The sequence below is a fragment of the Paracoccus maritimus genome (assembly GCF_025195095.1).
Classification (GTDB): domain Bacteria; phylum Pseudomonadota; class Alphaproteobacteria; order Rhodobacterales; family Rhodobacteraceae; genus Paracoccus; species Paracoccus maritimus.
Genome location: NZ_JANAVZ010000024.1, coordinates 1 through 20791 on the forward strand (window position 1 = coordinate 1; position 20791 = coordinate 20791).

23 protein-coding genes and 2 pseudogenes are annotated in these 20791 nt (G+C 61.1%); 7 read left to right on the plus strand and 18 right to left on the minus strand.

All coding sequences use genetic code 11. The features are described from left to right. Window positions 1-172: 172 nt before the first annotated feature. The 4 genes and pseudogenes from MU516_RS18730 to MU516_RS18745 form a co-directional block, all read right to left on the minus strand. Window positions 173-502: pseudogene (locus MU516_RS18730) on the minus strand (AAA family ATPase); the annotation flags it as partial. A gap of 124 nt (window positions 503-626) precedes the next feature. After that, entirely contained in the window at window positions 627-1538 is a 912-nt protein-coding gene (locus MU516_RS18735; protein ID WP_260278739.1) for a mechanosensitive ion channel family protein, read from the minus strand. A gap of 415 nt (window positions 1539-1953) precedes the next feature. Next, a complete protein-coding gene (rnk, locus tag MU516_RS18740; protein ID WP_260278740.1) occupies window positions 1954-2397 on the minus strand; it encodes a nucleoside diphosphate kinase regulator in 444 nt (147 codons plus the stop codon). 1174 nt (window positions 2398-3571) lie between these two features. Next, on the minus strand, window positions 3572-3865 hold the full coding sequence (locus MU516_RS18745; protein WP_311319128.1) for a DUF1127 domain-containing protein: 294 nt from the start codon (window positions 3863-3865) through the stop codon (window positions 3572-3574). Between the two features lie 619 nt (window positions 3866-4484). Here MU516_RS18745 and MU516_RS18750 point away from each other — a divergent pair. Then, window positions 4485-4943, plus strand: coding sequence for a hypothetical protein (locus MU516_RS18750; protein ID WP_260278742.1), 459 nt, complete (start codon window positions 4485-4487; stop codon window positions 4941-4943). A gap of 96 nt (window positions 4944-5039) precedes the next feature. Here MU516_RS18750 and MU516_RS18755 read toward each other — a convergent pair whose 3' ends face one another. After that, window positions 5040-5456, minus strand: a complete 417-nt coding sequence (locus MU516_RS18755; protein WP_209059404.1) for an RrF2 family transcriptional regulator — start codon at window positions 5454-5456, stop codon at window positions 5040-5042. A 182-nt stretch (window positions 5457-5638) separates the two neighbouring features. On the opposite strand from MU516_RS18755, the gene MU516_RS18760 reads away from it, so the two are divergent. The 3 genes from MU516_RS18760 (at window position 5639) to MU516_RS18770 (ending at window position 7809) form a co-directional block, all read left to right on the plus strand. Next, on the plus strand, window positions 5639-6280 hold the full coding sequence (locus MU516_RS18760) for a 5-formyltetrahydrofolate cyclo-ligase (RefSeq protein ID WP_209059418.1): 642 nt from the start codon (window positions 5639-5641) through the stop codon (window positions 6278-6280). 29 nt (window positions 6281-6309) lie between these two features. Beyond that, window positions 6310-6531 (plus strand): PAS domain S-box protein, encoded by a 222-nt coding sequence (locus MU516_RS18765; protein ID WP_260278747.1) that lies wholly within the window; start codon window positions 6310-6312, stop codon window positions 6529-6531. Window positions 6532-7071: 540 nt separating this feature from the next. Further along, window positions 7072-7809 (plus strand): pseudouridine synthase, encoded by a 738-nt coding sequence (locus MU516_RS18770; protein WP_260278743.1) that lies wholly within the window; start codon window positions 7072-7074, stop codon window positions 7807-7809. 14 nt (window positions 7810-7823) lie between these two features. Here MU516_RS18770 and gdhA read toward each other — a convergent pair whose 3' ends face one another. From gdhA to MU516_RS18830, 12 genes are all read right to left on the minus strand, one after another. After that, window positions 7824-9179 carry an NADP-specific glutamate dehydrogenase gene (gdhA, locus tag MU516_RS18775; RefSeq protein ID WP_260278744.1) on the minus strand — a complete coding sequence of 452 codons (1356 nt, stop codon included), beginning with the start codon at window positions 9177-9179 and terminating at the stop codon, window positions 7824-7826. Window positions 9180-9465: 286 nt separating this feature from the next. Next, window positions 9466-10347 carry a DUF2189 domain-containing protein gene (locus MU516_RS18780; protein WP_209059432.1) on the minus strand — a complete coding sequence of 294 codons (882 nt, stop codon included), beginning with the start codon at window positions 10345-10347 and terminating at the stop codon, window positions 9466-9468. Continuing rightward, entirely contained in the window at window positions 10341-10514 is a 174-nt protein-coding gene (locus tag MU516_RS18785) for a hypothetical protein (protein WP_190325630.1), read from the minus strand. Before MU516_RS18785 ends, MU516_RS18780 begins: the two co-directional genes overlap by 7 nt. After that, on the minus strand, window positions 10511-11389 hold the full coding sequence (gene ccoP / locus MU516_RS18790) for a cytochrome-c oxidase, cbb3-type subunit III (protein ID WP_260278745.1): 879 nt from the start codon (window positions 11387-11389) through the stop codon (window positions 10511-10513). The genes MU516_RS18785 and ccoP overlap by 4 nt, the downstream gene beginning before the upstream one ends. Further along, a complete protein-coding gene (locus MU516_RS18795) occupies window positions 11380-11550 on the minus strand; it encodes a cbb3-type cytochrome c oxidase subunit 3 (RefSeq protein ID WP_209059438.1) in 171 nt (56 codons plus the stop codon). Before MU516_RS18795 ends, ccoP begins: the two co-directional genes overlap by 10 nt. Before the next feature lie 4 nt (window positions 11551-11554). After that, window positions 11555-12331 carry a cytochrome-c oxidase, cbb3-type subunit II gene (ccoO, locus tag MU516_RS18800; protein WP_209059441.1) on the minus strand — a complete coding sequence of 259 codons (777 nt, stop codon included), beginning with the start codon at window positions 12329-12331 and terminating at the stop codon, window positions 11555-11557. A gap of 4 nt (window positions 12332-12335) precedes the next feature. Then, window positions 12336-13931, minus strand: coding sequence for a cytochrome-c oxidase, cbb3-type subunit I (ccoN, locus tag MU516_RS18805; protein WP_209059482.1), 1596 nt, complete (start codon window positions 13929-13931; stop codon window positions 12336-12338). A gap of 53 nt (window positions 13932-13984) precedes the next feature. Continuing rightward, complete coding sequence (gene ccoS / locus MU516_RS18810; RefSeq protein WP_209059449.1) at window positions 13985-14179, minus strand: cbb3-type cytochrome oxidase assembly protein CcoS; 195 nt, start codon at window positions 14177-14179, stop codon at window positions 13985-13987. Then, window positions 14176-16362 (minus strand): heavy metal translocating P-type ATPase, encoded by a 2187-nt coding sequence (locus MU516_RS18815; RefSeq protein WP_311319127.1) that lies wholly within the window; start codon window positions 16360-16362, stop codon window positions 14176-14178. Before MU516_RS18815 ends, ccoS begins: the two co-directional genes overlap by 4 nt. Before the next feature lie 84 nt (window positions 16363-16446). Continuing rightward, the gene (locus MU516_RS18820; RefSeq protein ID WP_209059454.1) at window positions 16447-17496 is read right to left on the minus strand and encodes an NAD(P)H-dependent flavin oxidoreductase; all 1050 of its coding nucleotides are present in this window, start codon (window positions 17494-17496) and stop codon (window positions 16447-16449) included. After that, window positions 17493-17870, minus strand: coding sequence for a DUF488 domain-containing protein (locus tag MU516_RS18825; RefSeq protein WP_209059456.1), 378 nt, complete (start codon window positions 17868-17870; stop codon window positions 17493-17495). Before MU516_RS18825 ends, MU516_RS18820 begins: the two co-directional genes overlap by 4 nt. 7 nt (window positions 17871-17877) lie before the next feature. Further along, entirely contained in the window at window positions 17878-18330 is a 453-nt protein-coding gene (locus MU516_RS18830) for a group III truncated hemoglobin (protein ID WP_209059459.1), read from the minus strand. Between the two features lie 150 nt (window positions 18331-18480). On the opposite strand from MU516_RS18830, the gene MU516_RS18835 reads away from it, so the two are divergent. Next, window positions 18481-18759 carry a DUF6522 family protein gene (locus MU516_RS18835; protein WP_260278746.1) on the plus strand — a complete coding sequence of 93 codons (279 nt, stop codon included), beginning with the start codon at window positions 18481-18483 and terminating at the stop codon, window positions 18757-18759. A gap of 117 nt (window positions 18760-18876) precedes the next feature. Here the strand turns inward: MU516_RS18835 and MU516_RS18840 are convergent, their stop codons facing one another. Further along, a complete protein-coding gene (locus tag MU516_RS18840; protein ID WP_425606889.1) occupies window positions 18877-19731 on the minus strand; it encodes a sulfite exporter TauE/SafE family protein in 855 nt (284 codons plus the stop codon). A gap of 12 nt (window positions 19732-19743) precedes the next feature. On the opposite strand from MU516_RS18840, the pseudogene MU516_RS18845 reads away from it, so the two are divergent. Both MU516_RS18845 and MU516_RS19400 read left to right on the plus strand, forming a co-directional pair. After that, window positions 19744-20121, plus strand: a pseudogene (locus MU516_RS18845) (FadR/GntR family transcriptional regulator); the annotation flags it as partial. A gap of 155 nt (window positions 20122-20276) precedes the next feature. Beyond that, entirely contained in the window at window positions 20277-20378 is a 102-nt protein-coding gene (locus tag MU516_RS19400) for a hypothetical protein (protein WP_345780859.1), read from the plus strand. The last annotated feature ends 413 nt before the right edge of the window (window positions 20379-20791 follow it).

Below are 20791 nucleotides of genomic sequence, written 5' to 3' on the forward strand. Positions count from 1 at the left end.
GACGTCCTCGCACGACTACCTGAAACGACCGCTTCCCAGGTGCACGCTCTACTGCCATGGAACTGGAAAGCTGCGGAGCACCGCCAAGTCGTATGACCGCGGCCTACGCCGGATGCTAACTTAAGCTTTGGCAGAATGGCCGGATCTTATCCGTGCCAGTCGAAAGCCTCGATCAGCCAATATTATTCACGTCTTGTCGGCGTTCACTGTCCCTATGGTGGATTTCTGGCCAGGGTGAGGTCAGAAACACCTGGTGGTGGAAGCGGGCGTGTCCCGACAGGGTGGAGGAGGCCCCCAATCCGGTTGCCTCTTCCAGCGCGATGGCCGCTCCCAGCAGCCCGCAATAGAAGAACACCCAACCCTGCGAAGACGCGACGCGGTTGCGGTGTCCGGTCGCCATATCGATGGCTCGCCTTGCGAAGGCTGCGAGATCGATCCAGCGAAGTGCCACACCTGCGCCGTTCAACTCCTGCTGTACGATCTTCCTGCCGGGCTCCCCGACAGTTTCGAAGCCTCAGGAAGCGAGTTCGGTCAGCAACGTCGATTTCCCGCCTCCAGAGCAGCCGGAGGATGCTGGCCGCCATGGCCGTTTTCATCGGATTTCTCTCAATGTTGTCAGCCACTCCTCACGCTTCGATGCTCTTTGTATTGGGCGGCGCTGCGAATATCCGTGCGACCTCCGTTTCATGATCGACGGAAAGCATGGCTTTCCCGTGGGGACGATTCAGCTCGATCTGCATGCGTGGGGTCGGGACTTTCGCTTGCCGCATCGCGCGGTCGATCAGAGATAGCAGCTCGTCCCGGCAATCGATGTCCCGTTCGAAGCGCGACAACCAGAACCGGACCGCATAGGAATTGCCGTCGCTTCCCAGCTCCTGAACGCGGACATCCGGTGCCGGTTCGCTCTGAATCAAGCGCGCTTCGCTCACCGCCTTCAGGATGATTTCCTTGGCGGTGAGTACAGGAACCTCATGCGCAAGCTTTAGAGACAGCTGCGCGCGATACTGGGGTTTGGGCGCGGAATAGTTGATGATGCGCCGACGCGCGATCTGGCTGTTCGGCAGGATCATGTAGGTCGAGTCCAGCGTCAGCAGGCGTGTCGTGCGCCAGCCGATCTCGATGACCTTTCCTCGTGCGACCTGCTCGATATCGACCCAGTCACCGATCCGATAGGGGGCCTCGACGCCCAGTGCAATGCCGGACAGCGTGTCAGCCACGACGTTCCGGATTGCGAAACCCAGCACCGCGAGTATCAAGCTCGATCCCGCAAGCGCGCCAAGGAGACCTTGTCCCAGCAAGAGCGCGGCAGAGGCAACGATGGCGGCGAAGAACAGCAGAACCGCCACGAGATCTCGAAACAGGCGCGGGTATGGGCGCTTGTCGCGTCTCCGGCGATCTGCGAACAGGCCGAACAGTCGGCTACCGAGCCAGGCCGCAGCAAGGCAGCCGACAACGCCGCCAAGCAGGCGGAGAGATAGTCCGACCCGCTGCTGGACATCCTGGTCGAAGAATACCAGACCGGCGGCGACAAGAAGCACAACGGAAGGCCACATCAGCCGACGGAGATAAGAGAGAAATCTCATGTCAGCAGCCCTGTTGCTGGTGCCGCGATGGTCGACGAGACCTGCACTGTCGGCAGGTCACGGCGGCGCCGGCATGTCGCTCAACGGCAGAGCCACAACGACGACAGGAAATTCGGATAATGGGGGTATTGCCCCCGAGAATGTGCCGACAGCTGGGACAGCGATGAGCGGCTGCGCGGGGAAGCGATGTCTTGCAGGACGGGCAGGCAAGCGGAAGGTGAAGATTCATGAGACCCTCTTTCAACGGGAAGGAAAGACGCCGAAGCGGCGATTGCCGATATCCCGGAAGGAGCGTCGTGGCTTCGTCAGCGCATCAAGTGGCTCCTTCCGGGCAGAACATGGGCTTCGGCAGGGCCCCGGGAATGTCGGTTCATTGTGCCTCCAGGCTTTCGGGGACATTCTGGGACGCGACGTGGAGCACGGTCAGAATCCGCCGCTCTCCGTCCCTGGTGTCCCAATGGAGCGATGCGCCCTCTGCCAGTACGATCAAGGCAACACCGATCGATGTGAGGATCGAGATCCGGCCGCGTGCGATGTCGGCGTCCTCGGGAAAGACCGGCGTTACCGTCTTTTCCTGGCCGGTCGTTTCGTCGCGATAGGTCACCGCACGACAGTTAGCCACCACGTTCTCCAAGAGTTTCGCCGCCGGAACGATACGGGCCCGGCTGATTTCGCCGAGCAGCCGGTCGGCAAGGTCCGGATTGCGCTGGATCGCGCCCTCAGCAAGTGCCTCGAGCCTTCCCAGGCAGTCGGCGCTTATGACGACCTTGGGCCTCCGACCGGTGCCGGAAGAGGTGGGGCGTTGTTTGTTCATCGTGGTTTCATTTCAATCTGCCTGTGATGTGAGTGAATTATAGGTAGCCATGGTCCCTGATCCGCCAGGGGCGGATCAGAGTATCAGGCCGCGGCTTGGTCCGGAGACGGATGCACATCCAACACCACAACACTTCGATCTGACCGTCGTCCCGCAGAAGCGGAACCTTCTGCAGCTTTCGCATCCAGATCAGGGTCGCCCCAAGCAATGAAGCAACGAGAATATGTCCCGGGACCGGCGTGGAGTTCATGGAGAGCACGCCGCTGCGAGCGCCCTCACCGCTGACCATGTAGGTGACGTGGCATCCGGCCACGACAAGATCAGGCGAGGCCGGCTCGGGAGTTCCGCGCGAGATCCGCAGCTTGTGGCGCAGCAGCCCATTTAGAAGAGGGGGGTTTGGCGAATTGCTGGTTCCGCGATGGCGGAGCAGGCGCTCGATGCTGTGCCGGTCGTCGAACGTGAGAAGAAAGCCGGGCTCGACAGCAGAGCGTTCAAAAAGCGATCAAAAGTCACTGCCGGCAAGCAAGGGGGATCCTGCTAATGGTCATGATGTGTCTCCCGGAGCGGTGAAGCCCGCGTTCTCAGATGCAAGGATGTGAGAAAGCCCCGGGTGGTTGAAGACGCGCTCAAGCGCAGACCGCCCGGGGACTCGGGCGGTTCAGAAGCAGAAACCGGGAAAGGTTTTCGTGCGAGATCATGAGGCGACCTTAGTCTTTGGGTGCAACCTGTCAATCTTGGCGACTAGGCCGGTTCCGGAACGGACAAGGATGCGCAGATCCCGAGAAGGTGAAGAAGGCGAATTGATGACGAGGTCCACGAGGCGGGCTTCGACGTCAGTGGGTCACCGACGGCTCACCTCGAAGAATGGGCCACGTCGAGCTTTCTGTATCGCCAGTCGCATCGCAGCGGGATGATCTTTGCCGATGTCGTGCAACCACCATAGTCTTTCCCACGCTTCAGGCAGCTGGCGCTCGACGTTGCCGACAAAGGTTGTATGTCCTTCGGTGCGAAAAGATACGGGAACAGCTCTTCGAAGTCCGCCTTACAGATCATCATTTCGACACTCCTATTCTTCATTTCATGGGAGCCGCTAGTCCGGAATTGCCGCGCACCACTGGCGTCCGGTGGTGCGCAGTCTCAAGAATAGGGTAGGCCCTGAGGTTCGGCCGCCGCGCTATCCCGCGTCGACATCCAAATGCGAAGAAACTGGGCGCATGCTCAGTTCGCAATCCGTAAAACCATCGACGACGCGTGGGATTTCATTGCGATCAATCCCGATGTCGCGCAGCATGCGATCATCCATTCGCCGAAGAGCTTCAATCATTTTCCGGCGTTGCCAGCGGCGGAATGCGTTTCGGAGCCAATGTCGAAGCACTCGAGACGTGCGGTTGCGTTGATTTGTCGTTCGAGTGGATGAGAAGTGAGGGGTGTCGGATTTGAAGACGTGGGGGTGCATGTCATGCTCCATGACGAAGAAACTGAACCGAAACGCACGCACCACGTCAGCCGAGCGACCCGCACAGGCGTGATCCACCGGCCCGATTGGCGCGTATGCCACTTCGAATGATCTGTAAGAGATCGAGGAGACCCCGAGGCGCGGACCGGCAAGCGGCCTGATCCCGCCCGGGGCTACCGGCGGTTCAGTGTGTTTCCTGCGTTGAGCAGGAACCTCGTATGAAGACTGAACATGGTCATGACTGATATATCGGCAATGCGCATGGGCTTATCAAGAGCACGGCGTGGCCTGCGACTTTCTGGCACTGACGCCATCAGAGGCGGACGAGGCTCATGGATGATGACCCGCCAAAGGAGATCGCTGACCTCGGTTTTTTTTGTCGCGCAGCAGTGAGAACCAACTCTTTTGGTGTTGTCACTTCGCGGCACCGCGGCCGTGACGGTTGACAGAATCCATTTGTTGCATAGCCTATGTGCATGGTTACGAACGAAAGCTTCTTCCGGTTTCTGCTTCTGAACCGCCTCCCTGCCCGGGGGGCGAGCGGGTAACCGCGCTCACGGCCGCCCGGGGATTTCTCGAACATTTTGATAGAGATATCGGGTCTGGTGAGATCAGCCCCCGGGAGACCAACATGACCAACGCACAACATGTGCGGATGCCGAATAGCTTTGCTTACGACATCTCGCCAGAAAATCGCCTCAATGATGTGGAGTTTTATCTTCGGCCTTCTGACCGCACCGGCATCGAGTCGCTGCTTTCCCGAGATGACCCCGCGGCACGAAATATGCCGCGTCTTGTAGAAGGGAACCTGCGCTACAAGATGCGAACGGCCGGGAAAGCGATTGGCAAAGGCATCGACCAAATCGCATTGCCTATGAAACGCATTACTTATGCTGAAAGCACTGGTTCAGTACGGAAAGGCATTTTGACCATGAGCATAGCAGAGCGGCCGGGGCGCATTCCGGTGGGGTCTCTGCTTGGGGCAACTCTCTTGGGCATGTCAAGAAACCAGAAGGAGCCCCTAAAGAAAGAAGACGGCTGCACTGTCATTGTCTGCGTTATGAAGATCGAAACCGTGGAACCGGTCTGACGCGTCGAGTAGCAGACCGATCTGCGGTAAGGAAGCGCGTGTAACGTGCCGTCTCAGTTAACCTGCGCCAACATGGCGTCATGATGCCGTGCCGTGTCAGACGGGTTCCGGTGCGGGGAGGGCAACATCGGCAAGGGTCGAGCGGTTAAGGTTCTCGATAAAGGCCATCTCGGCCACTCGAAGCCGGATCTTCAGGCGACAGCATCCGTCGATCGTGCAATCCCCGCCGTTCGGTTGGAGGCACTCGACAAGCGCCTGACCCTCTTCCAACACTCGCACCACGTCCCCCAATCGGATATCCTCGGGGGCGTGGGCCAAGGTGGCACCGCCACCGCATCCCCTGCGTGTCTGCACCAGTCCGGCCCGGCCGAGTTTCTGCATGATCTTAATGAGATGGTTGCGGGGAAGCTGGAATTCCTCGGCAAGATCAGCCGTGGAAAAAGCCCGGTCCGGCGCACTGGCAAGGCGCATCAGCATGCGGAGCCCGTAGTCGGTGAATGAGGTAAGGCGCATCTGCCATCCATGAAGTGGTATTTACAGTGCCCATTATGGCGCTTATCCAGAGAAGTGAATAGTCCCGGCGCAGAGAGACGGCTCCTGCCGCGAGAATGACTACACCTGAAGTTTGGAGTTCGTACATGGACAATGGGTCCAACAGCTTCAAGAGTGAGGGAAACTTTGCCTCGCCGCCCTGCATGGCGGCAGAGGTCGATCCTGGGTATTTCGACCCCTTGGCCTTAGATCCCGAACAAGCGCGCGACGTGGCCCGGTGGCGCACGGCTGCACGCAAGCGACTTCGCGAAGCGCGTCGGACGCTTTCCTCGTCCCAGAGGACAAAAACAAGTGTAGCGCTGATGACAGGACTGGAGAGATTGCTTGCAGGGCATTCTGCTGGGAAGGGCGACGGGGTCATCGCATTCTATTGGCCGATCAAGGATGAGCCGGACCTTCGATCTTTGATGATCGAGATGCAGGCGTCTGGCCGCAGCATCGCTCTGCCTCTGGTGGAGACCCGGGCGGCGCCCTTGGTGTTCCGCCTGTGGACTCGGGAGACCCGGATGGAGCGCGGACACTGGAACATTCCCGTGCCGCCACGGGACGCTCCGGAGGTGATGCCGGACGTCGTTCTCGCACCTCTCATGGGATGGGACAGCGAAGGCTATCGCCTTGGCTATGGTGGGGGGTATTTCGATCGAACCTTGACGGCGCTGTCGCCGCGACCCTTCAGTATTGGTGTGGGTCTCGCCGCGGCGCAGCTGTCCACGATCTATCCGCAACCCCACGATATCCCGATGGATGTCATACTCACCGAGCGAGGGACCGAGGTAGGAGGGTAACAGTCGACAAGGACCAGATTGCGCGAAAGCTGTTCGAGGGCATGCCCGATGCGCTGGTGGTCGCGGACCGCAAGGGCATCATCCGAGTCTGGAACGGGGGCGCGGAGCGGATATTCGGCTTTGCAGAGGGGGAGGCGCTTGGCCAGTCATTGGACATCATCACGCCGGAGCGCCTGCGTGAGCTACACTGGATCGGCTACGAGGCCACCATGCGGACCCGACAAACAAATATGGCGCAGGCGATTTGCTAACTGTTCCAGCAATCCGGCGGGACGGAACGCAAATCTCGATCCAGTTTTCCATCGTCCTGTTGCGCGGCGAGGACGGTGACTTGCAGGCGGTCGCGGCGATCATGCGCGACGTCACCCAGGACTTCGAAGAGCGCAAAAGGTTGCGGCGCGCGCTTCGTGGTTGAGGGAATCGTCGAGGCTGTCAGGCACTGGATTCGGCCTGCGTGACCGAGACAGCCTACACCGAAACGAGTTTACCTTGGGAGAACGGATGCTGCGAGAACTTCAATGCCCGGTCCGGCGAAAAGTGTTCAGCTGAGGAATCTTCTGTAGCCCCAGCCAAGCGCTGGCTCCGATCGAGTGAAGAAGGAAACACCACAACACCAAGCGACCCCATGGCGATCTGGGCTATCACCCTCCGGCTCCTGAAACTATCGTTCCGATGGAGCGAAAGCCGGTCATTCTCCAGCATACAAACTGGACTTTCCGGGTGGGACCGATCATGGCGATAGAGCCGCAAGAACCCGTCATGGTGCGTTTCGTTTACGAGGATCACGAGATTTGTCCAGCAGTTCATTCACACGTGTAGACAAGCTCTTGTCCTCGATGGGATATGGTGCTCGCAAGGACATCGCGCGGCTGGCGCGGTCTGGTGGCATTGTCTTCGATCAGGCTGAGATCCTGGACGCCTCCTCCGTCCGCATCCCTGTCAACGCGGACCTGCCCCGCCGCATGACGGTTGCGGGCAAGCCGCTTGATCCGCTTGCTGGCCTGGTCGTCATGATGAACAAACCCTTGGGCGTGACCTGTTCGCACAAGGAGGCAGGCGAACTCGTCTATGACAGGCTGCCTGCTCGCTGGCGACGCCGCAAGCCCGCAATTTCAACCATTGGGCGTTTGGACAAACAGACCTCTGGCCTTTTGCTTCTGACCGACGACGGAGACCTTCTGCATCGTATCAGCAGCCCCAGAAGCCGGCTCAGAAAAACCTACCGTGTCACGCTTGCCCGTCCACTCGATGACACGGAAACCGCAGTGTTTGCGTCTGGCAGACTCACGCTCAGAGGCGATGACAAACCCCTGGCGCCGGCAGTGCTGGACATAATCTCGGAAACCGAAGCCCTGATCACCGTGACGGAGGGCCGATACCACCAGGTTCGCCGCATGTTCGCTGCCGCCGGCAATTTCGTCGAAGCTCTGCGACGTGAACGCTTGGGCGATCTCTGCCTGCACGACACGCTGGCTCCCGGTCGATGGAAGCTCCTGAGCAAGGAAGAGATCGCCCTCGTTTTTCGATGACCGAGGGGATCGGCTCAGATCACTCCCAGCATCCGCATGGCTTTGGCAACCCGCTCGAAACCGGCGATATTCGCGCCCAGGACGTAGTCACCGGGGGCGCCATATGCATCGGCAGTTTCGGCGCATCTGTCGTGGATGCTTTTCATGATCTGAGCCAACCGCTGTTCGGTCTGCTCAAAGCTCCAACGGTCACGGCTGGCGTTCTGCTGCATTTCCAGTGCCGACGTTGCTACGCCCCCCGCGTTCGCCGCCTTGCCGGGCCCGAACAGGATGCCGGCCTCGCGCAGGATGCGGATCGCCGCGGGGGTGCAGGGCATGTTCGCGCCTTCGCCGACAGCCAGAACGCCGTTCTTGACCAGTGATTTCGCGTCCTTGCCTGTCAGCTCGTTCTGGGTGGCCGAGGGCATTGCCACGTCACAGGGTAGAGCCCAGACAGAGCCCTTTCCGACAGGAATAAATCGGGCTCCGTTCCCACGTAACCTGGCATATTCCGAAATTCGCTCGCGGCGCACGGATTTTACCTCCTGAAGCAGGGCAAGGTTTATTCCGGCTTCATCTATGATGTAGCCGCTAGAATCCGAACAGGCGATGACCCTGCCACCAAAGGATTGCACCTTTTCGATGGTATGGATGGCGACATTGCCAGCGCCTGACACCACGACGCGCTTGCCATCGAAGTCGGTCTGGCGCGTTTCAAGCATCGCCTTGGTAAAATACGTATTGCCGAAGCCAGTTGCCTCGGTCCTGGCTCGGGATCCACCATAGGCGATGTCCTTGCCCGTAAACACGCCCGATTCATAACGGTTGGTCAGGCGCTTATATTGCCCGAACATATATCCGATTTCACGCCCGCCGACGCCGATATCGCCGGCCGGCACATCCGTCTGCTCGCCCAGATGGCGGTGCAGTTCGATCATCAAGGATTGGCAGAAGCGCATGATTTCGCCATCGGATTTGTTCTTGGGGTCGAAATCCGTTCCGCCCTTTCCGCCACCGATCGGCAGGCCGGTCAGGGCATTCTTGAACGTCTGCTCGAAGCCGAGAAACTTGATAATCCCCAGATTGACGGACGGGTGGAAGCGCATCCCTCCCTTGTAGGGACCGAGGGACGAGTTGAACTGGACGCGAAATCCTCGATTGATCTGGACATGCCCTTGGTCGTCGACCCAAGGGACGCGAAATATAATCTGACGCTCGGGTTCGCAGATTCGTTCGATGAGCGCTTGCTCGAGATAATCTGGGTGCTTTGCCACGACGCGCCCGAGGCTTTCCATCACCTCGTGCACCGCCTGGTGAAATTCCGGCTCGCCGGCATTGCGCCGCGCTACTTCGGCAAGGATCGGTTGTAGCTTTTCGTCGATATTGTTCATTTGCGTCGTCGCATTAAGGGGAGTGTTGGCTGGATGCTAAAAATGTGTGCACCAACATCACGAGTGCCCATTTTCCAATCAGCTATTTGATCCTCGGCCGTTGTGCAAACCGTTATCCCGAAGGATGAAGTCGAAGGGGATGCTGTGAGGGTAAGCTGCGCTGCGATTGTTTTAACGCCGACGCCAATCGGTTTCGAGTGCATTACTGGCGATGCCCCAGACATTTGCCTTACCGCGACCGGTCTCGCATCAGGTCGCAGGCTTCTGCAGCCCCGCCGTTTCCGTGTCAGGCCGGACGAATGAACATGCGGTCATCCTCATGCGCGGCAGCGTCGTCTGAGCGGATGGCGCGGTAGCAATGCCAGGTCGCGTGTCCCAGCAACGGGAACACCAGGATCAGCCCCAATCCGGCCGTGAGCAGACATAGGGCGAACAGCGCCACCACGATGGCGCCCCAGGCGATCATCACCCCAAGGTTGTTCCAGACCATCGCCATGCTGATCCCGAGCGCAGAGAGCGCGTCGGTCCGCTCGGTCAGCAGCATCGGAAAGGCGAAAACGCTGATGGCGAAGGAGAAGGCGGCGAAGAGCGCACCGACGGCAGAGCCGACCAGCAATAGGGCCCAGCCAGTAGGAGTCAGGAGAAGCATCGGAACGATCTCCTCGGTGCCGGGAAAGGCCACCATGCCGAAGAACAGCGCATAGATCAGGACCGCCGCGCGCATCCACAGCAGGAAAAGCCCCAGCAGCATGACCCCCATGAAGACACCGGCACGGCCGGACCGAAGCCGGACGAAGAGCATCGGCACGAGGCCGACGGGTTCGCCTGCCTCCAGTCGCCGACTTTTCTCATAAAGTCCACCGGCGATCAGCGGCCCAACCACCATGAAACCCGCGAGCGCCGGGAATAGGGCATAGTCGAATTCCAGGCGGAACAGGAACCAGACCACGACGACTGAAACGAGGAAAACGCCGAGGCCGTAGATCAGACTCGGAAGCGGGTGGGACCAGAGATCGCGCCACCCGGCACGCAGCCACGTGAAGGCGGTGCGCCACGGCAGATCGCGGGCGTGCGGGCTCGGACGCGCCAAGGGTGGGACCACCTTCGGGATGACGCCCCCGACGTGCGGATTGTCGGGCGGCGGCGGGGCGTTGTTCTGGCTCAGCATGACGGTTTCGCCGGGCGGTAGGTGCCGGCGCCTTCCTTGGCGGTTTCAACGCAGCTCGGTTGCGACGACAGCGAGACCGAGACGAGATGGATATTGGCGGCCGCGAAGACGGCCACCACCAGCAATGCGGCGGAGATCGCCAGGACACGGGGTCGCTCAATGGTCATTCCTGGCCTCCATCGGCCAGCGAGGTGATGTAAAGCGCCAGCAACTTGCGCTGCGCTTCGGTCAGGCGGTTTTCCCATGCGGGCATCCAGCCCTTTCGGCCACCATAGATCGTCTCGAACAGCGCCTCATCGGAGCCGCCGTAGATCCAGTGGGTGTCCGTGAGGTTCGGGGCACCAAGGTCCAGCATGCCCGCTCCATCCTCGCCGTGGCAACTCGAGCAATTGTCGGCGAAGAGCGTGGCGCCTACCTCCAGCCGCTCGGGCGAGGCGCCGCTAGCGAGGCCCGCCAGCGATTGCACGTAGTCCGCCACGACGCGGATCTGATCCCGGTTGAGCATGCCATCGCGGCCAAAGGCGAGCATCTCGGCATAGCGCGTGTCGGGATGCGGGGCATTGATGCCGACACGCAGGGTTTCGAGGATCGTTTCGTCATCACCGCCCCAAAGCCAGGCATCATCGACCAGAGAGGGGTAACCGGGGCCGCCTTCGGCGCGGCTTCCGTGGCAGGCCGCGCAATTGTCACCGAAGAGTGCGGGTGCTGTCCGGTCGACATGGGCCATGAGCAGCGTATCGTCACGGATCTTGTCCAGCGGGAGCGCGGCGATTTGATCCGCCCAGATGCCACGGGTGGCATCCGCGGCGGCCACGCGCTCTTCCACCTGTTCTTGTTGGTCAATGCCGAGTAGCCCGCGGGTATAGGTGTTCACCAGTGGCCAGGCCGGCATGAGCACCCAGTAGACCAGCGCCCAAATGTGGGTGACGATGATGAAGAACCACACCGCCCGCGGCACGCGGGTGTTCAGCTCGGTGATCCCGTTCCATTCGTGACCAGTAGTCTGGTGCCCGGTGAGGGGATCGCGTTCCTTTACCGACATGGCCCGTCCTCGTCATCCAGGATGCTGTTGGCGGCCTTTTCGAAGCGTTTGCCCAACGACGGCCAGTAGGCGTAGACGGTGATCCCCACCGACAGGGCGATGAGGTAGAAGAGTCCGAAGGACTTGGCGATCGCCGAGGTCAGTTCGTGCGTGAGGTCCATCCTGTCAGTCGTCCTCGAGTGGCTGGTTGTCGAAGGCGGCGTCTGTGAGCCCGCCAAGGATCTGGAGGTAGGCCACCAGCGCGTCCATCTCCGTGACCCGGTCCTGGCGCCCATCAAAATGGCGAATGCCGGTCGTGTCTCCGTATCGTTCGCTTACCCCGTCAGCTGCGTCGGTGTCGGGCCGGGCCTGGCCACGCGCGTCGGCATCGGCATTGGCTATCTGTTCGTCACTGTAGGGCACGCCCACTGTCCGCAGCGCCGCGAGGCGGTCCGGCAGGCTCTCTGTCTCGAGCGTCTCGTCCAGCAGGAATGCATATTGCGGCATGACCGATTCCGGCACGACGGCGCGTGGATCGACGAGGTGACGCACGTGCCAGTCATCGGAATACTTGTTGCCCAGCCGGGCAAGATCCGGTCCGGTCCGCTTGGAGCCCCAGAGCATCGGGTGATCATATTGCGATTCAACGGCCAGCGAATAGGGACCGTAGCGATCCACCTCGTCCTGCAGCGTCCGGATCATCTGGGAGTGGCAGGCATAGCAGCCCTCGCGAATGTAGATGTCGCGCCCGGCCTGCTCGAGCGGCGTGTAGAGCCGCATGTCCGGTGCGGCCTCGACCGTATCGTCGATGGTGAAGAGCGGGGCGATCTCGACGAACCCACCCACACCGGCGGCGACGATGATGCCGAGGGTCAGGGCCATCGAGTGCCGCTCGGTGCGGTAATGCGTCCGGGCGTGGAATTCGAAGAAGCGGGCGAAGGGGGAGAGGATCTTGCGAAACATCAGGTCACTCCGCTGCCGGAACGGCAGGTTCGGCGGCTTCGGACGAGGTGGGGTAGTCGCGTTCCGGGCGTTTTTCGGGGGCGTGCCGGATCGTCATGTAGACGTTGTAGGCCGCCAGGATCGCCCCGGTCAGGAACAGCGCCCCGCCGCAGGCCCGCGCGACGTAATAAGGGTGCATCGCGACCAGCGTGTCGGTGAAGGAATAGGCCAGCGTGCCGCTGTCGGTGTAGGTGCGCCACATCAGCCCCTGGATGATGCCGCTGTTCCACATTGCGAAGACGTAGATCACCGTGCCCGCCAGCGCGAGCCAGAAGTGCCATTCCACCAGCTTCCAGGAATACATCGTTTCGCGCTTCCACAGCAGCGGAACAACGGAGTAGATCGAGCCGAAGGTGATCAGCGCCACCCAGCCCATCGCGCCCGCATGGACGTGGCCTACCGTCCAGTCGGTGTAATGTGACAGCGAATTGACCGCGCGCACCGCCATGAACGAGCCTTCGAAGGTCGACAGCCCGTAGAACACCGCCGCCACCATCATGAAGCGCAGCGTGGCATCGTCGCGCACCTTGTGCCACGCGCCGTTCAGCGTCATCAGCGCGTTACCCGCACTGGCCCAGGAGGGCACCAGCAGCATGACCGAGAAGGTCATGCCTAGCGTCTGCACCCATTGCGGCAGGGCAGTATAGTGCAGATGGTGCGAGCCGGCCCAGATGTAGAAGAACACGATGCCCCAGAACGACAGGATCGACAGGCGGTAGGAATAGATCGGTCGCTCTGCCCGCTTGGGCAGGAAGTAATAGAGCATGCCGAGGAACCCGGCGGTCAGGAAAAAGGCCACCGCGTTGTGGCCATACCACCATTGCGTCATCGCGTCCTGGACGCCCGCGAAGGCCGAGTAGCTCTTTGCTCCTGTCAGGCTGGCTGGGACGGCGAGGTTGTTGACGATATGCAGGATTGCCACAACCAGGATGAAGGCGAGGTAATACCAGTTGGCGACGTAGATATGCGGCTCGTTCCGGCGCGCCAGCGTGCGGATGTAAAGCACAAAATAGACCACCCAGACGATGACAAGCCAGATATCGGCATACCATTCCGGCTCGGCGTATTCTTTCGACTGGGTAACACCCATCAGGTAGCCCGACGCGGCGATGATGCAGAAAAGGTTGAAACCCAGCAGCACGAACCACGGCGAGACATGCCCTGCCAGACGCGCCCGGCTGGTGCGTTGCATGACGTGATAGGACGTCGCGATGAGGGCGTTGCCACCGAAACCGAAGATCACCCCCGATGTATGAACGGGGCGAATGCGGCCGAAGCTTGACCATGCCGCGTCAAAGCGCAGGTCGGGCCAGGCAAGTTGCGCCGCGACCCATACGCCCATGCCCATACCGACGACGGCCCAGAACAGGGCGATCACCAGCCCGGCCTTGGTCGGATCGTCGTAGTAGCTGGTGGTTCGATCTTCTGATGGTTCGGGATCGCCCACCGAGCGGAGAATGATGCCGAAGACAAGGCCGGCTGCCAGTAGCACGATCCAGCCATGAACGCCCATGGCGTCGGCGCGACCGGCAGCGGCCATGACAAGACCGACCAGCGTCATGAGGCCGGTGATGATCAGGGCGGTCTGTCGTTCCGTCTCTGTGAGCTTTGAAATCACAATCCCGGCTCCTGTTCCGTCGGGTTGGTTCTATGCTTGTGCGTAATCGGGCGGTCCGCAGCATAGAGAATGCGCTCGGCGTCGCCCGAAAGGTCACGATACTGATCTGTTCGCAGGCTCCATAGAAACGCGCCGACACCGACCGCGCCCATTGCGAGGGAAATCGGGATCAGGACCAGGAGAATGTTCATGCCGGCACCTCGCGGATCCTTGGCCACATCGGACTCCGGGTGGTGCTGGTGGGGCACCGGTTCAGCCGGAGCGAATTGGCGACTACCAGAATAGAACTCGACGACATGGCGACAGCGGCCATCAGTGGGGTGACGAGGCCGGCGATCGCCAGAGGCACCGCGACGGCGTTGTAAAGCAGGGCAAATCCGAAATTCTGCCGCACCACCCGTGCTGTCCGGCGGCCGATGACGATGGCATCGGGGATCGCCGCGAGGCTGTCGCGCAGGAAGATGAAATCGGCGGCCGCCCGTCCGGCGTCGGTCGCGTTGGCCGGAGACATCGACACATAGGCAGCGGCCAGGGCGGGCGTATCGTTCAGCCCGTCGCCCACCATCAGCACCCGGTGTCCGTCCGCTTCCAGAACCTCGAGATGGGCGATCTTGTCGGCCGGCGTCAGGCCGTGGTGAAAGGCGACCCCTCCAAGACGCTCGGAGATTTCCCTCACGCGGTCAGCATCGTCGCCCGAAACGATCTCGGAGGGGATGTTCCGGGTGGCCAGTTCGCGGATCGTCCTGGCCGCGTCCGGCCGCAGGATCTCCGAGAGGACGATGTGCGACATCGGCGCATTCTCGAGACCGAAAGCAGGGCCGGTGCCCTCGGCCTCGGCGGAGGCAATCTCCCTGACCCATGAGGCGCGGCCAAGCCGGGCCCGGCGTCCGTCCGGGAGCTTACCCTCGATCCCGAGGCCGGGGGTCTCGGTCACCTGGTGCAATCCCATTTCCTGGTTGGGCAGCTTCCTTGCGATCGCGACCGCCGCAGGATGACGCGACGCGTTCGCGAGTGCCGCCAGCGCGGCCAGGGTTTCCCCGGCCAGGTCGTCGGCAAGCGTGATGAACTCGAAACTCGTCGTCAGAGTTCCGGTCTTGTCGAATGCGGCCCGATCCACCTGAGCCAGGCGTTCGAGTGCTGAGCCATCCTTCATAAGGATGCCGTCGCGCATCAACCGGCCGGCGGCGACGACATGGGCGACGGGAACCGCCAACGACATCGCGCAGGGGCAGGTGATGATCAGCACGCTGATCGCCACGAAGGCCGAGACGTGCCAATCGCCCGTGGACAGATACCAGCCGAGGAATGTGGCCCCGGCCAGGACGTGGATCGCGGGCGCGTAGAGACGTGCCACACGATCCGCGATCCTCACATAGCGGGTGCGGGCACCGTTGACCGAGCCGAGCATCCGTTTCATTGACGCGATAAACGAATCCTGCATGGCGCGCAGGGCGAGGGCCTCTACAGGGCCGGTGAGGTTCAGCGCGCCAGCTTCAACTTCATCGCCCGGAGCGGCCATGACGGCATCAGATTCGCCGGTCACGATGGAACGATCCAGATCCGTGGTTCCCGACTGGATCCTCGCGTCCACTGGCAGCCTTTGGCCGGCATGGATGCGAAGCACCATCCCGGGCGTGATCTGTGTGGGGGCTATTTCCCTGGTCTGACCGTCAGGCAGAACCTGACAGGCGGTTCCGGGAATGAGCCGAGACAAGGCGGTTAGCTCATGCCGAGCCTTGCTTTGCATTCGGTGATCGAGATAGCGGCCGATCAGAAGAAAGAAGGTCAGGGTGAGGGCGGCGTCGAAGAATACGTGTTGCGCCCCGCGCAGGGTCTCGGAAAGGCTAAGCGCAAGCGCCAGCAGAAGGCCCACGGCGATCGGGACATCCATGTTCATCCGGGCCGCACGCAGCGCCGACCAGGCCGAAGTAAAGAAGAAGCGCCCGGAATAGAAGATCACCGGAATGGCGATGAGCGCCGAAACCCAGTGGAAGCCGGCACGCATGGCGCCCTCCGCCCCTGACCAGACCGAGACCGACAGCAGCATCACGTTCATCCCACCGAAGCCGGCGACGGCCACCGCACGGAGGAGCGCAGTGGCGGTCTCGTCCTGTCCTTCACCTTCAAGGTCGGTTGCGTCGATTTCCGTTGCCGGATGCCCGATCTCGGCGAGGCGCGCTAAGATGGTGTCCAACCCCGAAGCCTGGTCGGCCATTCGCAGTTCGATGCGCTTCAAGGTCAGGTTTGCCCGCACCTCCTCGACCCCGGGGATTTGGTCGAGGGTGTCTTCGATCCGGGCCACACACCCCCCGCATCGCATCGAAGGCGCGGAAAGCACGATATCAGGAACAACGGATGAAACGGGGCGTATCATTAGGTCAAGCTATCCAGTCGCGGCAGTTGTCCATATCGTTCGTATCGGCCCAATCTTGCGAGCCAGCCAGGCTCAATGTCAACATCAGGGTTTCCAAGTGGCGGACCTCGTGAACTCACCGAAGTCAGGCATGCTCTCAAGAGATCGGAAAGCTTGGCGCACCACGCGATTCAGAATCTCACCAGCGGCGGGAATGTCGCGGATTTCGCCGACGCCCTGCCCGGCGTAGAGGGCCATCGCCTCCAGCTTGCCCGTGGTCGTACGAAGTGGCGAGTCAGTGCTTTGGCGCAGTCGCGGAATATCGCCATCGTGGGCGATGACCATCCGCGGAATCGTGTCGGGATCGTGTCCCATCAGTTCGGTGCCAAATGCGGCGGTGACGCTGTTCTGAAGGACTCGTACAGCAGAACCCTTGGGCCAGTTCAGGACGAAACCGTCGGTGAGGACCGTATGCTGCGCTTCGGCGGCAACAATCCGCTGCTTGTGGTAGTCATGGGCAAAGGATTCCTCTGTGGCGAGGAATGCGGTGCCGCATTGGATACCTTGGGCCCCGAGGTAAAGCGCGCGGGACAAGCCGTCGCCGGTGCTGATGCCGCCTGAGGCGACGACCGGAAGGTCGAAGTTGTCAATTAGAGCCCGGGTCAGGTCGAATGTTCCTGTTTGCCCGTGAACATGGCCGCCTGCTTCCTGTCCCTGCGCGATCAGCACGTCGGCACCCGCGGCCTCCGCCTCCTGCGCGGCGCGCTCTGTGCCGACCTGGTAAAGCACTTGGCAACCCGCCTCCTTGACCCGCGCGACGATCGCCGGAACAACATCCCAAAAGAAGGAAAACACCTTCACATCATGAGAAAGGCAGGTGTCGATCTGTTGGTTCAGCAGGTCGGGGTCGGTGGCCGCCGGGATGAGGTTCACTGCGAATGGACGGTCCGCGTGTCTGCGATAGGCCCTGATCTCCGAGGCGATCAGCGATGGCGCCTCGCGCACCATCCCCAGGGTCGGGAAACCGCCCGCATTTGCGACCGCGGCGGCCAGTTCGGCGCGCGCGACGCCACCCATACCGGCCAGGATGACGGGATACTCACATCCCAGAAGATCGCACAGAGGGGTGCGAAGGGACCCCAGATCGGCATTCATGTGGTATCCCCCGTGAGACGCTGTTTCAGATAGTCCCGCAGCACCACCGCCTGGTTGTGTTCCCGGTCCTTCGCAGCGAAGAGAAGGGTGACGGGGCCAGCTCGACACCATGCGAGGCAGCGGTCAACGGCGTCCGTGTTGTCAGCCAGTTCCTGCATGTAGCGGTTGCGGAATTCGCCCCATTTGTCCGGGTCGTGGTTGAACCATTTCCTGAGCTCGGTAGTCGGCGCGATGTCCTTGATCCAGTCATCGTGCCCGAGATCGGCCTTCGAAATACCTCGCGGCCAGATTCGGTCCACGAGAAGCCTCGTGCGGTCCGTGGCGGACGCCTCGTCGTGAACGCGGGCAACATCGATATCCAATTGCTTCGCCATGCGAGCCTCAAGCCAAGTTCGGGATGCCACTCCCTCGTGCATCCTCGACCGCGAAGTTGAGCGACCGGGCGATGCGTTCGGCCCGCTCGATGACATGGGCGGCGCCAGCGGGTGTGCAGATCTCCGTTGCGGTCTCACGAAAGAGTGTGAGCCACCGCTCGAAATGGCCCCAGTCAATCGGCAAACCGACGTGCTTGGGCACCGGAGCGCCATGATAGCGGCCTGTCATCAGGGCAACGGAGGACCAGAAGGACGTCATCCGATCCAGATGCGGTGTCCAGTCATCGATGCGCGCCGCGAAGATAGGGCCAAGAACAGAGTCGTTGCGAATCTTGCCATAGAAGGCATGGACCAACCCGCGCAACACCGCTTCATCGAGCCCGGTCCGTGCCTCGAGTTCGGCTGCGATCTCCGTTCGCGCGGAGGGGCTGCGGGATGGGGGTGTCTGGATGGATTTCATCAACCTAGCCCTTGAATACGGTTGTGATATTGAGGTACGCGTCCCAAGTGGTATTGTAAATACCTATTTATAGCGCGTGCACTCGTGCGAAGCCGCGCTGAGCCCGATAGGCTGAGACCGGCGCGGTACCGGATTATGGGTGATGGTGCGATGAACGAAGTATCCAAAACCGACAGCGGGTTTGTTGTGGAAGCAGCCGCGATCGCACGAGCCTTCAAGATCACGGAAGAACAGGTCCGGGAGGAGATGCGGAATGGCCTCATCAGCAGCCGTTCCGAAAGCGGGTCTGGCAAAGACGAAGGACGTTGGCGCATGACCTTCTATCGTGCCGACCGTGCGTTTCGTCTCGTTGTCGACGCAGATGGGCAGGTGATGTCCCGGGGAAGCTATCCCGTCACTGCACGAGCACGGTCAGTGCGCCGGGCATGAAACTCCTCGGCCGGCAGGCAACGAACAATCCATGGTAAGAAATAAAATCAGGTTCCGGTCTCGTCTGCTGAAACGCCTAGGTGGGGCGGGAAGTCCTTTAATCCTCTGTCAGCCTGCTCAACGCAGAAAGAAGGCAATCGTCGTGGCCGTGCCCACTCCAGTGATGAACATTCGCAGCAGGTCCAGGCGTCGGATACCCCTGCTGACACGAGCGCCCACATATCCGCCAAGCGCGGCGCTTGCGGCCAGCAGACCTGCTTCATGCCACGAGATCATGTCAGCCAAGACAAAGGCCACCGACGAGACCAGCGACAGCAAGGCGGACAGAACGTTCTTCAGTCCATTCATCGCGTGGAGGTTTGTGTAGCCGATCAAGCCGAACGCCGCGAGCAGCATGATGCCGAGGCCGCCGTTGAAATAGCCGCCATAGATCGATACGGCCAAGACCACACCGACAGAGATCGCCGGGCCCATGGCTGACACACCCCGTCGGCGGATCGCTCGCAGGATTGCAGGTCCACCCGCAAATAGCGCTGTCGCCAGAAGAAGCAGCCATGGCACGATCGCCAAAAACGCATCACCAGGGGTGACGATCAACAGCAGAGCACCGGCGATGCTGCCTAGCCCTGAGATCAGAAGGATGGTCCGCAGAGCCAAATCACCTTCCTGCAGAATGTCATGGCGAAATCCCCACGCGCCCGCCGCATAGCCGGGCAGTGCGCTGAGAGTCGCCGTGGCGTTGGCGCTGACCGGCGGAACGCCCGTCCAGATCAAGGCAGGCAGACTCACGAAAGTGCCACCCCCCGCCACCGCGTTCAGCATCCCGGACACAAATCCCGCAGCGATCAACAGTAGTAATTCGCCCATCGATGTAGCTCCTTGTTCTGGATGTACGCACATGGCACAGCGTAGCATTGGTCCGCAAATTGGTTTGGAAAAGGAAAAGACATGCGGTCGGCCGATATTCTGCACCTGTTGCGGGAAATGATTGTCGCCCTTTCACCCGGTGATCGCCTGCCAGCCGAGCGTGATCTTGCTCACCGACTGAAGTGCAGCCGGCAGACAGTGCGCGCGGGACTTGACGTGCTGAAGCGCGACGGGTTGATCTGGCGGCATGTGGGCCAGGGCACATTCGTCGGGCAGCGGCCGAGACACCTTCCTGGAAGGCCGGTCATGGGCGGCGATGTCAGTCCCGAGGAACTGCTGCGCGCCCGCCTGGTGTTGGAGCCTCCGATCGGGGCCGAGGCTGCGCGATGCGCGAGTGACACGGATGTCGGATATCTGAAGCAGCTCATCGCCGACGGTCGGGAGGCGACGCGTCATGCAGACTGCGAGCGAGCAGACTGTGCGTTTCACCAGACGCTTGGCCAGATTACGGAAAATCCCGCACTTGTGGCAGTAATGGACGGATTGTCGGGAGTGCGGCGACATGGGGGTGGCAGCGAAGTTGGGATCGCAGCTATCGCCGTCTTGCTGCATCGACCTTCCAGACCACACACAGCGATAAGCATCAGCACATTGTCAAGGCAATCGCGGCGGGTGATGAGGCCGCCGCATCGCGAGCCATGACTACACATCTTATGGCGATCCAGGACGCTTTTGGGGACGATGGACGTTGATCTTCGCCACGACAGGATTTTATGCGAGCCTGATATTCATCATTAGCAAGTTCGGGATAATACCACCGGTCCTGCAGGACGTAGAAAATCGGTATCCACCAGAGGAGGATATTATGCACAAGTTTGGACTACTCTGCGCCCTACTGATGACCAGCAGCGCTGCAGTCGCTCAACTGAGCGAACTTGAGGTGTCCCGCCTGCCATCGGCCGTCGTGCCTTTTGGCGAACGATGCCCGAGGCCGGATCCTGCGGCTTGTGGACGGTGGGCACCAGAGAGCCTGGCGCGCGTGATTGTCCCCCATCAGCGCCTATGGCACAGATTTGAGGTTGTGATTTAAGGAGGATTTGGGCTTCGTCGTAGTGACGAAGGAACGAAGATGAAGCCCAAATCCTCCAATACAAAATCGCCGGTG

Coding starts and splice junctions, on each gene's coding strand:
- rnk (WP_260278740.1), bottom strand. CDS start 2,397: ATGAACAAACAACGCCCCACCTCTTCCGGCACCGGTCGGAGGCCCAAG.
- MU516_RS18745 (WP_311319128.1), bottom strand. CDS start 3,865: ATGGAGCATGACATGCACCCCCACGTCTTCAAATCCGACACCCCTCAC.
- MU516_RS18750 (WP_260278742.1), top strand. CDS start 4,485: ATGACCAACGCACAACATGTGCGGATGCCGAATAGCTTTGCTTACGAC.
- MU516_RS18755 (WP_209059404.1), bottom strand. CDS start 5,456: ATGCGCCTTACCTCATTCACCGACTACGGGCTCCGCATGCTGATGCGC.
- MU516_RS18760 (WP_209059418.1), top strand. CDS start 5,639: ATGGCGGCAGAGGTCGATCCTGGGTATTTCGACCCCTTGGCCTTAGAT.
- gdhA (WP_260278744.1), bottom strand. CDS start 9,179: ATGAACAATATCGACGAAAAGCTACAACCGATCCTTGCCGAAGTAGCG.
- MU516_RS18780 (WP_209059432.1), bottom strand. CDS start 10,347: ATGCTGAGCCAGAACAACGCCCCGCCGCCGCCCGACAATCCGCACGTC.
- MU516_RS18785 (WP_190325630.1), bottom strand. CDS start 10,514: ATGACCATTGAGCGACCCCGTGTCCTGGCGATCTCCGCCGCATTGCTG.
- ccoP (WP_260278745.1), bottom strand. CDS start 11,389: ATGTCGGTAAAGGAACGCGATCCCCTCACCGGGCACCAGACTACTGGT.
- MU516_RS18795 (WP_209059438.1), bottom strand. CDS start 11,550: ATGGACCTCACGCACGAACTGACCTCGGCGATCGCCAAGTCCTTCGGA.
- ccoO (WP_209059441.1), bottom strand. CDS start 12,331: ATGTTTCGCAAGATCCTCTCCCCCTTCGCCCGCTTCTTCGAATTCCAC.
- ccoN (WP_209059482.1), bottom strand. CDS start 13,931: ATGACGCTGGTCGGTCTTGTCATGGCCGCTGCCGGTCGCGCCGACGCC.
- ccoS (WP_209059449.1), bottom strand. CDS start 14,179: ATGAACATTCTCCTGGTCCTGATCCCGATTTCCCTCGCAATGGGCGCG.
- MU516_RS18815 (WP_311319127.1), bottom strand. CDS start 16,362: ATGATACGCCCCGTTTCATCCGTTGTTCCTGATATCGTGCTTTCCGCG.
- MU516_RS18820 (WP_209059454.1), bottom strand. CDS start 17,496: ATGAATGCCGATCTGGGGTCCCTTCGCACCCCTCTGTGCGATCTTCTG.
- MU516_RS18825 (WP_209059456.1), bottom strand. CDS start 17,870: ATGGCGAAGCAATTGGATATCGATGTTGCCCGCGTTCACGACGAGGCG.
- MU516_RS18830 (WP_209059459.1), bottom strand. CDS start 18,330: ATGAAATCCATCCAGACACCCCCATCCCGCAGCCCCTCCGCGCGAACG.
- MU516_RS18835 (WP_260278746.1), top strand. CDS start 18,481: ATGAACGAAGTATCCAAAACCGACAGCGGGTTTGTTGTGGAAGCAGCC.